Genomic DNA, 15,767 nt, shown 5'->3' with positions numbered 1-15,767 from the left:
GGTAGGACTATGACATGCCGGATAAGCAGTGCGCTATCCGGCATTTGAATTTATCCCACCCCGCTCATCGCATCTCCTAAATGAAAAATCGGCAAATACATCGCAACGACCAGCGTACCGATTATCAGCCCCGTAATGACCAGTAACGCAGGCTCTAGTAGTGCAGCCAGATTCTCTGCCTGAGACAATGTTTTCTCGCCGTGGTGATGGGCGAGATTACGCAGCATTGTATCCAGCGAGCCGGAAGCCTCACCTGTTCTGACCAACTGTATGCACAATGGGCTGAATTCACCGCAATTTTTTAGCGCTAACCAGACCGGTTTTCCAGCGCTGATGTCGTGATGTACCTGCGCTAAGCGTTGTGACCAGAAAGGGTTGGCCAGCGTTTCAGTGACGCTCTCAAGACCTTGCAGAAAAGGAATACCTGCATTTTGCGTTAACGCCAGAACAGTGAAGATCTGCGTGAGTTTTTGCCCTCTCACCATCGGCCCTATGACCGGGAAGCCGAGCAGCAATTTCTGGCGCAGAGTGAGCCAGTATGGCTGCTGCTTCATCAGGTGATATGCTGCAACCGCTATCAGGCTGAATGCTCCCGCCAGCCATCCCCATTGGCTGCTAAAATGCGCGATGGCAATAATCCACTGAGTGAGTGCCGGTAGCGGGGTGTTAAACGACTGGTAAATGGCGGCAAACTCAGGGAGTACAAACTGCAGCATCGCGAACACCACCATCACCGCCATCGTGATAATGAAAATCGGATAGCGTAGGGCTTTTTTAACTTTATCCGCCAGCTGCTGTTGATTCTTCTGCTGGCGGGCGAGTTCAAAGCAGCAGTCGTCCAGCTTACCCGTAAGCTCTCCGGTACGGATCATTGCCTGATAAAGAGGCGGAAAAACGTGTTGCCACTGAGATAGCGAGGTGGAGAGAGAAATACCCTGTTCCATATCGTGAGCCAGCGTGCGCAGTAGCGCTTGCCATTGGCTGCTGGGATGCTGTTCAGCCAGCAAAGCTAAACTTGCCGAGAGTGTTAGCCCTGCTTTCAGCAACGTCGCCAGTTGATGTATGGTTTCAGCGCTTTTTTCACGGCTCCAGTGTGAGGCTTTGACACGCATACGATTAATGCGCAGCGGCGTGATATGCCGTTGCTCGAGAGCAAGCATCAATGAGGGGCGGGTATCGGCCCAAAGTACGCCTTCCAGTGGATTACCTTCGTTGCTAATACCCTGCCAGCGCCAAAGCAGTTTAGCTGACATGGGGCATGCCCAGTACGCGTACCAACTCTTCAAATGTTGTTAACCCTTGTTCGACGGCCTTGCAACCATTTTCGAAAAGCGTGCTCATCCCCAGTTGCTGAGCATTCGATTCCACTCCGTCTACGGACGTACCGTTGGCGATGCTCTGGCGCAATGCAGGTGTAACGGGGAGAACTTCAAACAATGCCGTACGGCCATAAAATCCGTGATAGCAATGTTGGCAGCCCGGAGCCTGCCAACGAGGCAGTGGCGTAGGCCAGATCGCTTCCGGGAGCATGATCGGCGTTTCCAGGCGTTGTCGGCAATGGGGACACAATTTTCTCACCAACCGCTGCGCAATAACGAGCGTCAGCGCGGAGGCGATCATCCAGCGTGCAACCCCCATTTGCTGCAAGCGTATTAGTGTTTCTGTGGTGGAATTGGTATGTAGTGTTGATAGAACCAGATGACCGGTTTGTGCGGCTTTAAGGGCTATTTCAGCCGTTTCGCCATCACGGATTTCACCCACCATGATAATGTCGGGATCCTGGCGCAGCAGCGCGCGCAATACTCCCTGAAAAGTGAGACCGGCACGTGGATGAATTTGTGTCTGGTTAAGACCTGCGATCGGGATCTCTACTGGATCTTCCACGCTACAGAGGTTAACGTCCGGAGTGTTTCGGGTCTGCAGCGCACTGTACAGCGTGACCGTTTTACCGCTTCCGGTCGGTCCGGTGACCAGAATCAGCCCCTGAGGCTGCTGCAACGCTTGTGAAAATGCTGCCAGCTGCGCGTCCTGCATTCCCAGCGCGGTGATTTCCAGCGCTTGATCGACCTGATGCAGTAGCCGTAGCACCACTTTTTCGCCAAAGCGACAGGGCAGGGTGGCGATGCGAAACGAGACCGGCTCTCCTGAAATTTCAACGGTAAATTGGCCGTCTTGCGCAAGTCGGTGCTCGGCAATATCCAGACTGCCTAAAACTTTTAGTCTGGCAGTGATGGCGATACCCATCTCGGTCGTGACGTCCGGTAAAGCATGCAGTACGCCATCCACACGTAATCTGATTCGATAGTGATTTTCCGCTGGTTCAAAATGAATATCAGAAGCCCGTTGCACCAGCGCGGATTGAAACGTCTGATTCAGCAAATCTGCTGCGCTGGCGCTGCTTTTCGTGACCACTGCCGGGAGCATTTTCTGTGGCGTATGCGTGTGGCCTTCCATTTGTTGATGCGTCCAGCAGACGATGTCGATACGTCGGGTGGTGGCAAAATGCAGTGCGTCCAGCAATTCGTGGGACGGAGCGTCCACGACGGCGATGTGCACCACTTCATTGTCTGCATCCAGTAATATTCCCTGATGACGTTGGCACAGCGCCGTAAGTTGGGTGGTATTCATCTCTTTTCCTTAATTGATATCGAAACGGAAAACGTCTTCACAGGCCTGTTGCAATGCGCTGTCATTCTGGATAACGCAGTTACGACTCCAGCCGGTAATACCGTTGGCATTGTCCCAACCCGGCGTCATGGTGATGCTTAACCCGTTCAGGCTTTCTTGTCCGCTGAGGCTGACCACCCCTTTTTCAACGCTCATGGCGGAGACATAACGGGTGGTGGCTGGAGAAGGGATGCCATTCGTTCCGGCATCACAGGTTGTTGTTCCGCCATGCTCCAGCGCACAGAGCTCAACCGCCGTGCGATAGGGAACAAAGGTTTGCAGCATGTCTGTTAACGCGGCTTTGCGCAGATAGTTTTGATAAGCCGGAATACCGATGGCGCTAAGGATGGCAATAATGCCAATGACCACCATGAGTTCGATAAGTGTGAAGCCTCGTTGCTTGTCCATCGTTCGCTCCTTGAGTTAGCTGGCGCTACTTTGGCAAACGCTCGGGGTCACGGCGAGAGGCAAAAAACAGAACGGGAAGGCGGGTTCCGAGGATTTTTATGAAATTACAGAGTCAGACAACGTATTTGCGAAGAGGCTCGAAGAAACAGCCGTATGGCGGCGTAAACGCTTATCCGGCCGATAGAAAAAACCGACGTGATGGGCCCGATAAGTGAAAGTACTATCGGGCTAAACCATCAGTAATTAGCGAAAACGCATAGAGAGATCGAGCGCGCGAACATGCTTGGTCAGCGCGCCAACAGAGATGAAATCCACGCCGGTTTCGGCAAATTCGCGCAGAGTTTCATGAGTGACGTTACCCGACACTTCCAGACGCGCCTGGCCGTTGGTGCGTTTTACCGCTTCCCGCATTTGGTCAGTTTCGAAGTTATCGAGCATGATGATGTCGGCCCCTGCTTTCAGCGCGTCGTCCAGTTCATCCAGGCTTTCTACTTCGACTTCAACCGGCACATCCGGGTGCAGCCAGAAGGCTTTTTCAACGGCCTGACGTACCGAACCTGAAGCAATAATGTGGTTTTCTTTAATCAGGAAAGCATCAGAAAGCCCCAGACGATGATTCGCGCCGCCGCCGCATAATACGGCGTATTTCAGCGCGGTACGCAGCCCCGGCAGAGTTTTACGTGTATCCAGCAGTTGGGTTTTTGTTCCCGCCAGCAGGTCGACATATTTACGCACCTCGCTCGCCACACCTGAAAGCGTCTGTACAAAATTAAGCGCGGTACGTTCGCCGGTTAGCAGCACGCGGGAAGGGCCGTCCAGTTCAAATAGCGGCTGATTGGCCTTAATGCTGTCGCCATCTTCGACATGCCAGGTGATGTTGACATCATCGCCAGCCAGTTGAATAAAGACCTCTTCTACCCAACGTTTTCCACAAAAAACGCCATCTTCGCGGGTGATCACGGTGGCGTGGGAGCGCATCTCCGCGGGTAAAAGCTGTGCGGTGATATCGTTATTGGCATCAACTTCTCCGCCTAAATCTTCACGCAGCGCCTGAGCTACAGCGGCAGGGATATCCAGATTTATGCGTTCCAACAGCGCGTCACGTCGGTAGTCAGGGTTATAGCGGCGAGGCGGCATGATAAAACTCCAAATTGCTAACGAATCATAAGGTGGAAACATGCTACCCTGAACCTGATATGAGCACCACCAATAAGGAGATTCTGCATGTTGTTAGACGAGGGCTGGCTGGCAGAGGCGCGACGCGTTCCCTCTCCTCATTACGATTGCCGCCCGGATGACGAAAACCCTTCTCTGCTGGTGGTGCATAATATCAGCCTGCCGCCTGGCGAGTTTGGCGGCCCGTGGATCGATGCGCTGTTTACGGGCACGATTGATCCCAATGCCCATCCTTATTTTGCCGGGATCGCCCATTTGCGCGTTTCGGCACATTGTTTAATTCGCCGTGACGGTGAAATCGTGCAGTATGTCCCCTTTGATAAACGCGCCTGGCATGCTGGCGTGTCGAACTATCAAGGCCGCGAACGCTGTAATGATTTCTCAATTGGTATTGAGCTGGAAGGGACGGATACGCTGGCTTATACCGATGCGCAGTATCAGCAACTGGCAGCCGTGACGAATGCCCTGATTACGCGTTATCCGGCCATTGCCAACAACATGACAGGACATTGCAATATTGCGCCCGAGCGTAAGACCGATCCCGGGCCCTCTTTTGACTGGGCAAGGTTTCGCGCCCTGGTCACCCCCTCGTCGCACAAGGAGATGACATGACGCTGTTTACAACATTACTGGTGTTGATTGTTGAACGCCTGTTTAAGCTGGGTGAGCACTGGCAGCTTGATCACCGGGTTGAAGCTTTTTTCCGCCGGGTGAAGCATTTTTCGATGATGCGTACGGTAGGCATGGCCCTTATTGCGATGGGGGTGACGTTCCTGCTGCTGCGCGCACTTCAAGGCCTGTTGTTTAACGTGCCTTTGCTGGTGGCGTGGATCTTAATTGGTTTGCTGTGCATCGGCGCTGGCAAGACGCGTCTTCATTATCATGCATATCTGAACGCGGCTGCTCGCGATGACGCTCACGCCCGTGAAGCGATGGCCAGCGAGCTGACCCTGATTCATGGGATTCCGCCTGAGTGCGATGAGCGTGAGTTCTTGCGCGAACTGCAGAACGCGCTGTTATGGAACAACTTTCGCTTTTATCTGGCGCCGTTATTCTGGCTGATTGTCGGTGGCCCGTGGGGACCGGTGACGCTGGTGGGTTATGCCTTTCTACGTGCCTGGCAGTCCTGGCTGGCGCGCTATCAGACGCCGCACCAGCGTTTACAATCAGGTATCGATGCGATCCTGCATGTGCTGGACTGGATCCCGGTGCGCCTGGCGGGTGTCGTCTATGCGCTGCTGGGGCACGGCGAGAAGGCGTTGCCTGCCTGGTTTGCGTCGCTGGCGGATCTGCATACTTCGCAATATCAGGTGCTTACTCGCCTTGCGCAGTTTTCTTTAGCGCGTGAACCACATACCGATAAAGTCGCAACGCCAAAAGCCGCGGTTTCGATGGCGAAGAAGACCTCGTTTGTGGTGGTGGTGGTCATTGCCGTGCTGACCATTTATGGAACATTAATTTAAGCCATTATTAGTGGATTGCGCTGCGCTTATCCGTCGAGGAAAAAAATTGGCCCGGTCGCTTTGTGCTTGCGGGCCAATCTTTCAAAGCGTATCAGCAGGTGGGATGCCAAAATCTGGCATCCCGTTTTCGTTCCAGCGTACCAGCTTCAGACGAGTGTGGCGGTTTGGGTCGTACAGCGGATCGCCCTCGATTTCAGTGTAATTTCTCGCGTGGTACACCAGCACATCTTCTCCTTCCGGCGTTTGCGTAAAGCTGTTGTGCCCCGGCCCGTATTGGCGGTTTTCGTAGCTGGTGGTAAAGACCGGGCGCGGCGATTTGTGCCAGTTCTGCGGGTTGAGCGGATCGGCATTGAGATCAATCCACAATAATCCCATACAGTAGTTCTCATCGGTGGCGCTGGCGGAATAGCTGATAAACAGCTTATCGCCGTGAACCATGACGGCCGGGCCTTCGTTGACCCAAAAACCCCGGCATTCCCAGTCATACTCTGGATGACTGAGCATTACCGGCTCGCCTTTAATCGTCCATGGATTTTCCAGTTCGGCGAGATAGATATTGGAGTTTCCGGCGATATCGGGGGATTTCTGCGCCCACAGATACCACTGTTTTCCCTGATGGTTAAAGGTGGTGGCATCGAGCGCGAAGGTATCAAACTGCGTTTTAATCTGCCCTTTCACTGTCCATTGGCCAGTCAGCGGATCGGCGTCTGCACATTCGAGCGCAAACATACGGTGCTGGAACATCCCCAGCTTGTCGAGCGCCTGTGTGTGGGCGGCGGCAAAATAGATGTACCACTTGCCTGCCAGATGATGGATCTCAGGCGCCCAGATCAGCTGGCTCATGGGGCCGTTTTCTGGTTTGCGCCAGACGACAACCGGGACGGCGGTGCGTAACCCTTCCAGCGAGTCTGCCCGGCGGATCTCCAGACGATCGTATTCGGGCACTGAAGCAATGAAATAGTAGTGGCTACCGTCACGTAAAATAAACGGGTCGGCACGCTGTTCAATAAAGGGGTTTGGCCACTGATTCATTAGGCTTTCCTTACGTTTTCAGTCGTTTTTATATCGTGGTACTCATTCAGTTCACGGTAGTTGGCGCGGCGTTTTTCTAAATCTGTCTGGATTTGTTGCATAAACTCGCGGTCAACTTTCAGCAGACGAACTACGCCTGCGGTAATCAGGTAGCCTACACCCGGTATGATGGTAAACAGCAGCATAATACCGTTAATGGCGGAGTCGCTTTGCGCTTTCGCCCCTGCGTCGTAGCCATACCAGGAGAGCAGGAAACCAACCATCGCTCCGGCAATCGCCAGGCCCAGTTTCAGGAAGAACAGGTTGCCGGAGAAGCTGATTCCGGTGATACGTTTACCGGTTTTCCACTCGCCGTAGTCATCGACATCTGCCATCAGCGACCAGTGCAGTGGGGATGGGATCTGATGCAGAATGTTGAGCAGGAAGTAAAGCACCATAATCATCATGGTGGCTTTAGGATCGAAGAAGTAAAACGCGCCGGAGAAAATCGCCAGGATGATATTGGTCCAAAAGAAGACTTTCAGTTTGCACCAGCGATCGGTTAACACCTTCGCCAGCATGCTGCCGATCATCATGCCCACAACGCCAAGGCTGATAAACAACGTTGCGAACTGCGTGCTTTGCTGCATAACCCAGGTTACGTAGTACATGGTGGCAGCCATGCGAATAAAGCCCGGACAGACGTTGCATAGGGTTAACAGCAGGATTTTTACCCACTGATCGTTCTTCCATACGTCTTTCAGGTCGGCTTTTAAATCGTCGTTAGTCGGGACGGCAGGACGTACGCGCTCACGGACGGTTGCAAAGCAAAACAGGAACATACACATGCCGATGAAGGCCAGCACTGCCATCGCCATCTGATAGCCTTTAGCTTTATCTTCCCCGCCAAACCAGTCCGCCATTGGCAGCAAGGTGAGGGAGAGCAGCAGGGTTGCAATTCCTACCAACACAAAGCGATATGACTGGCAGGCGACACGTTCCTTTGGATCGTTAGTGATGACGCTGCCGAGCGAGCAGTATGGGATGTTGATCGCTGTATAGGTGATAGAGAGCAGGAAGTAGGTGACGAACGCATAGATTACTTTGCTGTTATACGTCCACTCAGGGGTGGTAAACATGAGTACGCTAAATAATGCGTATGGGAAAGCCATCCACAAAAGCCATGGACGAAATCGACCATATTTGCTGCGGGTGCGGTCGGCCATCGCGCCCATAATAGGGTCGGTAACGGCATCTATAACGCGTACTGAGAGCAGTAACACGCCGACCAGGGCCGGTGCCAGGCCAAAAATATCTGTGTAAAAATAGTTAACAAACAACATGATGGCGCCAAAGATGATGTTGCATCCGGCGTCGCCCATTCCATAGCCGATCTTTTCTTTCACCGTGAGCTTACTGGTTTCCATCAACTGCACTCCATTAATAAGATATGGAGATAATTATTGTCTGGCAGAGGTGTTTTTGCGTTGCAGGATAACGCCAGTGATATGGACGAAACAGTCGTGAGTGGGAAAGTGTGAGGCAGGTAACAACCCCCACCTGATGCAGGTGGGGGAGGGAGAATTAATGCGCTTTAGCTACTTTGGCGGTTTTCTGTTTGCACAAATAGCCGATGCCAAGAATGGCAATCCATACCGGGATTAAGTACACCGAAATCGCCATGCCCGGCGTCATCAGCATAATCACCAGCACTGCAGCCATGAAAATCAGACATACCCAGTTACCAAGCGGATAGAGCAGCGCCGGGAAACGGGTGGTAACGCCTTGCTGCTGTTTGGCTTTGCGGAACTTCATGTGCGCCAGGCTAATCATTGCCCAGTTGATCACCAGTGCGGAAACCACCAGCGCCATAAGCAGGCCAAAGGCGGATTCCGGGGCCAGATAGTTGATCAGTACACACAGAGCCGTAACCAGCGCGGAGACCAGAATGGTGTTCACCGGTACGCCGCGTTTGTCGACGTTCATCAGCGCTTTTGGCGCGTTGCCCTGCTGTGCCAGACCGAACAGCATACGGCTGTTGCAGTATACGCAGCTGTTATAGACAGAAAGGGCAGCGGTCAGCACTACGATGTTCAGAGCATTGGCAACAAAGGTGTCGCCCAGCTCGTGGAAAATAAGGACAAACGGGCTGGTATCAGCCGTGACGCGCGTCCACGGCATCAGGGAAAGCAGAACAGCCAGCGAACCTACATAGAAAATGAGGATACGGTAGATAACCTGGTTGGTTGCTTTGGGAATGCTTTGCTCCGGGTTATCGGCTTCTGCTGCGGTGATCCCGACCAGCTCCAGCCCACCAAAAGAGAACATAATAATAGCCATCATCATCACCAGACCGGTGAAGCCGTGCGGCAGGAAGCCACCCTGACTCCACAGGTTACTGACGCTGGCCTGCGGGCCGCCGTTGCCGCTAAACAGCAACCAGCCGCCGAACAGAATCATCGCAACCACGGCAATGACTTTGATAATGGCGAACCAGAACTCCATTTCCCCAAACACTTTCACGTTGGTCAGGTTGATGGCGTTGATCAGCACGAAGAAGGCTGCAGCAGAAACCCAGGTGGGGATCTCCGGATACCAGAACTGGATGTATTTACCTACGGCAGTCAGTTCAGCCATGGCAACCAGGACGTACAGTACCCAATAGTTCCAGCCAGAAGAGAAGCCCGCAAAACCGCCCCAGTATTTATAAGCAAAGTGGCTAAAGGAGCCTGCAACCGGCTCTTCAACTACCATTTCACCTAATTGACGCATAATCAAAAAGGCGATAAAGCCGGCAATTGCGTAACCCAGAATAATACCCGGTCCTGCAGACTGGATAACGGATGCGCTACCGAGGAATAACCCGGTACCAATCGCGCCACCCAGCGCGATTAGCTGTATATGGCGGTTCTTAAGACCGCGCTTGAGCTGATCGCCATGCTGTTGACTTTCCATCATTAAACCTCGTGTGTGGTTTTACTCTTCATATTTCGAGTACTTATTTTTTGAACTACGCAGCAATGCGTGTGTAAGTTTGCAATTCCGTTTGTTGTATTTATTTGTTTACAGATGCTTTGGATAAAATGTTGCCTCAATGCTTTTGTCTTGATCAGAATAATGATATGCGAGCGCGAATGCACCTGCTTTATGCGGGCAAGATGACGAGTTGAATAAAAAGAAACCATTTGTAAATGCGAGTTTATCTACCACAAAATTTCCATTTTGAATTTTTATTCACTAATTGTGGCTAATGTGTCGATAAATAATCAGGTGAATCGGTTCAGATGAGATATTTTTTCGTTTCAATTCCGTTAAAACTACCCCGTGGTGGGTAAATTTAACATTTGTGCATAGTTACATGTTTGAAACGTTATTTCTGTAATGTTGTTAAAATATGCCCCCTTTACTGATTTCAATCAAAACCTGTATGGACAGAAGGTGAATACTTTGTTACTTTAGCGTCAAGAACATGAAATTGGTAAGACCAATTGACTCCGGGCAAATGGCTTAAGACAGGAAATCATGGCCTACAGCAAAATCCGCCAACCAAAACTCTCCGATGTGATTGAGCAGCAGCTGGAGTTTTTAATTCTTGAGGGGACACTTCGCCCCGGAGAAAAACTCCCACCGGAACGCGAGCTGGCAAAACAGTTCGACGTCTCCCGCCCCTCCTTACGCGAGGCGATCCAACGCCTTGAAGCGAAGGGGTTACTGCTTCGTCGTCAGGGCGGTGGCACTTTTGTTCAGAGCAGCCTGTGGCAGAGCTTTAGCGACCCACTGGTAGAGCTGCTCTCCGACCATCCTGAATCCCAGTTTGACCTGCTTGAGACGCGCCATGCGCTGGAAGGTATTGCAGCCTATTACGCTGCACTGCGCAGCACGGATGAAGACAAAACGCGTATCCGTGAACTCCACCATGCGATCGAGCTTGCTCAACAGTCCGGCGATCTTGACGGCGAATCTGACGCGGTACTCCAGTATCAAATTGCTGTCACCGAAGCGGCACATAATGTGGTGCTGCTCCATTTGCTAAGGTGTATGGAGCCGATGCTGGCCCAGAACGTTCGGCAAAACTTCGAATTGCTGTATGCGCGTCGCGAGATGCTGCCGCTGGTGAGCAGTCACCGTACCCGCATCTTTGAAGCAATTATCGCCGGGAAGCCTGAAGAAGCGCGTGAAGCGTCTCACCGTCACCTGGCGTTTATCGAAGAGATTCTGCTGGACAGGAGCCGTGAGGAAAGCCGTCGTGAACGCGCCTTACGCCGTCTGGAGCAACGAAAGAATTAGTGATTTTTCTGGCAGAACGTTAACCAGAAGATGTTGTAAATCAAGCGCTATCGAAAGGCGCGGCAACTAAACGCAGAACCTGTCTTATTACGCTCTCTGGTGAGAACGTAATGGGACAGGTTCCAGATAACTCAACGTATTAGATAGATAAGGAATACCCCCATGTCAGAACGTTTCCCAAATGACGTGGATCCGATCGAAACTCGCGACTGGCTACAGGCGATCGAATCGGTCATCCGTGAAGAAGGTGTTGAGCGTGCTCAGTATCTGATCGACCAACTGCTTTCAGAAGCTCGCAAAGGCGGCGTGAAAGTAGCGGCAGGTGCTGGGGCCAGCAATTATGTAAACACTATTGCCGTTGAAGATGAACCGGAATACCCGGGCAATCTGGAGCTGGAGCGTCGTATTCGTTCTGCTATCCGCTGGAACGCCATCATGACCGTACTGCGCGCGTCTAAAAAGGACCTTGAGCTGGGTGGCCACATGGCATCCTTCCAGTCCTCCGCAACGGTATATGATGTTTGCTTCAACCACTTCTTCCGTGCACGCAACGAGCAGGATGGCGGCGATCTGGTTTACTTCCAGGGCCACATCTCTCCGGGCATCTACGCTCGCGCATTCCTGGAAGGCCGTCTGACTGAAGAGCAGATGAACAACTTCCGTCAGGAAGTACATGGCAAAGGCCTGTCTTCCTACCCGCACCCGAAACTGATGCCGGAATTCTGGCAGTTCCCGACCGTATCTATGGGTCTGGGCCCAATCGGTGCAATCTACCAGGCTAAATTCCTGAAATATCTGGAACACCGTGGCCTGAAAGATACCTCTAAACAAACCGTTTACGCTTTCCTGGGCGACGGCGAAATGGATGAGCCAGAATCTAAGGGTGCAATCACCATCGCGACCCGTGAGAAACTGGACAACCTGGTCTTTGTTATCAACTGTAACCTGCAGCGTCTTGACGGTCCGGTCACCGGTAACGGCAAGATTGTTAACGAACTGGAAGGCATCTTCGCGGGCGCTGGCTGGAACGTTATCAAAGTCATGTGGGGCGGTCGTTGGGATGAGCTGCTGCGTAAAGATACCAGCGGTAAACTGATCCAACTGATGAACGAAACCGTTGACGGCGACTACCAGACCTTTAAATCCAAAGATGGCGCATACGTACGTGAGCACTTCTTCGGTAAATACCCGGAAACCGCAGCTCTGGTTGCTGACTGGACTGACGAGCAGATTTGGGCTCTGAACCGTGGTGGTCACGATCCGAAGAAAGTCTACGCTGCACTGAAGAAAGCGCAGGAAACCAAAGGCAAAGCAACTGTAATCCTGGCCCATACCATCAAAGGTTACGGCATGGGTGACACCGCCGAAGGTAAAAACATCGCTCACCAGGTTAAGAAAATGAACATGGACGGCGTGCGTTATATCCGCGACCGTTTCAACGTTCCTGTGACCGATGAGCAGGTTGAAAACCTGTCTTACATCACCTTCCCGGAAGGTTCTGAAGAGCACACTTATCTGCACGCTCAGCGTCAGAAACTGCACGGCTATCTGCCTGCTCGTCAGCCGAACTTCACCGAGAAGCTGGAACTGCCTGCTCTGGAAGACTTCGGTGCGCTGCTGGAAGAGCAGAACAAAGAAATCTCCACCACTATCGCTTTCGTTCGTGCCCTGAACGTGATGCTGAAGAACAAGTCGATCAAAGATCGTCTGGTTCCGATCATCGCTGACGAAGCGCGTACTTTCGGTATGGAAGGTCTGTTCCGTCAGATCGGTATCTACAGCCCGAACGGTCAGCAGTACACCCCGCAGGACCGTGAGCAGGTTGCTTACTATAAAGAAGACGAGAAAGGTCAGATCCTGCAGGAAGGCATCAACGAACTGGGTGCTGGCGCATCCTGGCTGGCTGCTGCGACCTCCTACAGCACCAACGATCTGCCGATGATTCCGTTCTACATCTACTACTCCATGTTCGGGTTCCAGCGTATCGGTGACCTTTGCTGGCAGGCAGGCGACCAACAGGCTCGCGGCTTCCTGGTAGGGGGAACTTCTGGTCGTACGACGCTGAACGGCGAAGGTCTGCAGCACGAAGATGGTCACAGCCATATTCAGTCTCTGACTATCCCGAACTGTATCTCTTACGATCCGTCTTACGCGTACGAAGTTGCGGTCATCATGCACGATGGTCTGGAGCGTATGTACGGTGAGAAACAAGAGAACGTTTACTACTACATCACCACGCTGAATGAAAACTACCACATGCCGGCAATGCCAGCAGGTGCCGAGGAAGGTATCCGTAAAGGTATCTACAAACTCGAAACCCTCGAAGGTAAGAAAGGTAAAGTTCAGCTGCTGGGCTCCGGTTCTATCCTGCGTCACGTGCGTGAAGCAGCACAGATCCTGGCGAACGACTACGGTGTAGGTTCTGACGTTTACAGCGTAACCTCCTTCACTGAACTGGCGCGTGATGGCCAGGATTGTGAACGCTGGAACATGCTGCACCCGATGGAAACTCCGCGCGTTCCGTACATCGCTCAGGTGATGAACGACGCTCCGGCAGTGGCATCTACTGACTATATGAAACTGTTTGCCGAACAGGTTCGTACTTATGTACCGGCTGATGATTATCGCGTACTGGGTACTGACGGCTTCGGTCGCTCTGACAGCCGTGAAAACCTGCGTCACCACTTCGAAGTTGATGCTTCTTATGTGGTTGTAGCGGCCCTGGGCGAACTGGCTAAACGTGGCGAAATCGATAAGAAAGTGGTTGCTGACGCAATCATCAAATTCAACATCGATGCAGATAAAGTTAACCCGCGTCTGGCGTAAGAGGTAAAAGAATAATGGCTATCGAAATCAATGTACCGGACATCGGGGCTGATGAAGTTGAAATCACCGAGATCCTGGTCAAAGTCGGCGACAAAGTTGAAGCTGAACAGTCGCTGATCACCGTAGAAGGCGACAAAGCCTCTATGGAAGTTCCGTCTCCTCAGGCAGGTATCGTTAAAGAGATCAAAGTCTCTGTTGGCGACAAAACTGAGACCGGCAAACTGATCATGATTTTCGATTCCGCCGATGGTGCAGCAGCCGCTGCACCTGCTCCGGCAGAAGAGAAGAAAGAAGCAGCTCCGGCAGCAGCACCTGCTGCTGCAGCGGCGAAAGAAGTACACGTACCGGACATCGGCGGTGACGAAGTCGAAGTTACCGAGGTTATGGTTAAAGTGGGCGACACCGTTGCGGCTGAACAGTCTCTGATCACCGTTGAAGGCGATAAAGCGTCTATGGAAGTTCCGGCGCCGTTCGCGGGCACCGTTAAAGAGATCAAAATCAACACGGGCGACAAAGTGTCTACCGGTTCTCTGATTATGGTCTTCGAAGTTGCAGGCGCAGCGCCTGCTGCAGCACCGGCTCAGGCGGCAGCTCCAGCAGCAGCGGCGGCTCCGGCAGCTTCTGGCTCGAAAGAGGTTAACGTTCCGGATATCGGCGGTGACGAAGTTGAAGTCACTGAAGTGATGGTTAAAGTGGGCGATAAAATTGCCGCTGAGCAGTCACTGATTACCGTTGAAGGCGATAAAGCGTCGATGGAAGTTCCGGCACCGTTCGCGGGCACCGTGAAAGAAATCAAAATCAGCACCGGCGACAAAGTCAAAACCGGTTCTCTGATTATGATCTTCGAAGTTGAAGGCGCAGCACCTGCTGCCGCTCCAGCTGCCGCGGCTGCTCCAGCCTCTGCAGCTGCACCGGCTCAGGCTGCTAAACCAGCCGCAGCTCCGGCCGCGAAAGCGGAAGGTAAATCTGAGTTCGCTGAGAACGACGCTTACGTTCATGCAACGCCGCTGATTCGTCGCCTGGCGCGCGAGTTCGGTGTAAACCTGGCGAAAGTGAAAGGTTCTGGCCGTAAAGGTCGTATCCTGCGTGAAGACGTTCAGGCTTACGTGAAAGACGCTATCAAGCGTGCTGAAGCTGCTCCGGTAGCAGCAGGCGGCGGTATTCCGGGCATGCTGCCTTGGCCGAAAGTGGACTTCAGCAAGTTTGGTGAAATCGAAGAAGTGGAACTGGGCCGTATCCAGAAAATCTCTGGTGCTAACCTGAGCCGTAACTGGGTGATGATCCCGCACGTTACTCACTTCGACAAGACCGATATCACCGATCTGGAAGCGTTCCGTAAACAGCAGAACGCCGAAGCTGAAAAACGTAAACTGGATGTGAAATTCACGCCAGTGGTCTTCATCATGAAAGCCGTTGCCGCCGCTCTGGAACAGATGCCGCGCTTCAACAGCTCTCTGTCTGAAGACGGTCAGCGTCTGACCCTGAAAAAATACATCAACATCGGTGTCGCGGTAGATACGCCGAATGGTCTGGTTGTTCCGGTCTTCAAAGACGTGAACAAGAAGAGCATTACCGAGCTGTCTCGTGAACTGACCACCATCTCCAAGAAAGCGCGTGATGGCAAGCTGACCGCTGGCGAAATGCAGGGCGGTTGCTTCACCATCTCCAGCATCGGTGGCCTGGGTACGACCCACTTCGCGCCGATTGTGAACGCGCCGGAAGTGGCTATCCTCGGTGTCTCCAAGTCCTCTATGGAGCCAGTGTGGAACGGTAAAGAGTTTATGCCGCGTCTGATGATGCCGATTTCGCTCTCCTTCGACCACCGCGTAATCGACGGTGCTGATGGTGCGCGCTTTATCACCATCATCAACAACATGCTGTCTGACATTCGCCGCCTGGTGATGTAAGCGAAAAAGCCGGCCCGACGGC

Annotated in this window: 12 protein-coding genes; 5 read left to right on the top strand and 7 right to left on the bottom strand. The window is 52.7% G+C overall.

Annotation, left to right across the window (positions count from 1 at the left end; translation table 11 throughout):
* Positions 1-50: 50 nt before the first annotated feature.
* The 4 genes from hofC to nadC all read right to left on the bottom strand — a co-directional run bounded on the left by hofC (position 51) and on the right by nadC (position 4,212).
* On the bottom strand, positions 51-1,253 hold the full coding sequence (gene hofC / locus HV345_RS19385) for a protein transport protein HofC (protein ID WP_181635945.1): 1,203 nt from the start codon (positions 1,251-1,253) through the stop codon (positions 51-53).
* The gene (gene gspE / locus HV345_RS19380; protein ID WP_181635944.1) at positions 1,243-2,628 is read right to left on the bottom strand and encodes a type II secretion system protein GspE; all 1,386 of its coding nucleotides are present in this window, start codon (positions 2,626-2,628) and stop codon (positions 1,243-1,245) included. Before gspE ends, hofC begins: the two co-directional genes overlap by 11 nt.
* A gap of 9 nt (positions 2,629-2,637) precedes the next feature.
* Positions 2,638-3,075 (bottom strand): prepilin peptidase-dependent pilin, encoded by a 438-nt coding sequence (gene ppdD, locus HV345_RS19375; RefSeq protein WP_016151710.1) that lies wholly within the window; start codon positions 3,073-3,075, stop codon positions 2,638-2,640.
* Positions 3,076-3,318: 243 nt separating this feature from the next.
* Positions 3,319-4,212 carry a carboxylating nicotinate-nucleotide diphosphorylase gene (nadC, locus tag HV345_RS19370; RefSeq protein WP_016151711.1) on the bottom strand — a complete coding sequence of 298 codons (894 nt, stop codon included), beginning with the start codon at positions 4,210-4,212 and terminating at the stop codon, positions 3,319-3,321.
* Between the two features lie 87 nt (positions 4,213-4,299).
* On the opposite strand from nadC, the gene ampD reads away from it, so the two are divergent.
* The gene (ampD, locus tag HV345_RS19365; protein ID WP_016151712.1) at positions 4,300-4,863 is read left to right on the top strand and encodes a 1,6-anhydro-N-acetylmuramyl-L-alanine amidase AmpD; all 564 of its coding nucleotides are present in this window, start codon (positions 4,300-4,302) and stop codon (positions 4,861-4,863) included.
* Positions 4,860-5,714: a beta-lactamase regulator AmpE gene (gene ampE / locus HV345_RS19360; protein WP_016155697.1), complete on the top strand. Its 855-nt coding sequence runs from the start codon at positions 4,860-4,862 to the stop codon at positions 5,712-5,714. The genes ampD and ampE overlap by 4 nt, the downstream gene beginning before the upstream one ends.
* 81 nt (positions 5,715-5,795) lie before the next feature.
* On the opposite strand, the gene HV345_RS19355 is transcribed toward ampE, so the two are convergent.
* From HV345_RS19355 to aroP, 3 genes are all read right to left on the bottom strand, one after another.
* Positions 5,796-6,746 (bottom strand): family 43 glycosylhydrolase, encoded by a 951-nt coding sequence (locus HV345_RS19355; protein ID WP_181635943.1) that lies wholly within the window; start codon positions 6,744-6,746, stop codon positions 5,796-5,798.
* Positions 6,746-8,152, bottom strand: a complete 1,407-nt coding sequence (locus HV345_RS19350; protein WP_016151715.1) for a glycoside-pentoside-hexuronide (GPH):cation symporter — start codon at positions 8,150-8,152, stop codon at positions 6,746-6,748. The genes HV345_RS19355 and HV345_RS19350 overlap by 1 nt, the downstream gene beginning before the upstream one ends.
* Before the next feature lie 157 nt (positions 8,153-8,309).
* Positions 8,310-9,683: an aromatic amino acid transporter AroP gene (gene aroP, locus HV345_RS19345; RefSeq protein ID WP_087121850.1), complete on the bottom strand. Its 1,374-nt coding sequence runs from the start codon at positions 9,681-9,683 to the stop codon at positions 8,310-8,312.
* 564 nt (positions 9,684-10,247) lie between these two features.
* Between aroP and pdhR the strand changes: the two genes are divergently transcribed.
* The 3 genes from pdhR to aceF all read left to right on the top strand — a co-directional run bounded on the left by pdhR (position 10,248) and on the right by aceF (position 15,745).
* A complete protein-coding gene (pdhR, locus tag HV345_RS19340; protein ID WP_003018699.1) occupies positions 10,248-11,012 on the top strand; it encodes a pyruvate dehydrogenase complex transcriptional repressor PdhR in 765 nt (254 codons plus the stop codon).
* Positions 11,013-11,174: 162 nt separating this feature from the next.
* Positions 11,175-13,838, top strand: coding sequence for a pyruvate dehydrogenase (acetyl-transferring), homodimeric type (gene aceE, locus HV345_RS19335; protein ID WP_016151717.1), 2,664 nt, complete (start codon positions 11,175-11,177; stop codon positions 13,836-13,838).
* A gap of 14 nt (positions 13,839-13,852) precedes the next feature.
* On the top strand, positions 13,853-15,745 hold the full coding sequence (aceF, locus tag HV345_RS19330) for a pyruvate dehydrogenase complex dihydrolipoyllysine-residue acetyltransferase (protein WP_047417168.1): 1,893 nt from the start codon (positions 13,853-13,855) through the stop codon (positions 15,743-15,745).
* The last annotated feature ends 22 nt before the right edge of the window (positions 15,746-15,767 follow it).

This window comes from Citrobacter sp. RHBSTW-00986, assembly GCF_013783065.1.
In the GTDB taxonomy this organism is placed as follows: Bacteria; Pseudomonadota; Gammaproteobacteria; order Enterobacterales; family Enterobacteriaceae; genus Citrobacter; species Citrobacter braakii.
Note: the sequence above shows the minus strand (reverse complement) of the source record. Positions and strands in the feature narration are given on the sequence as shown.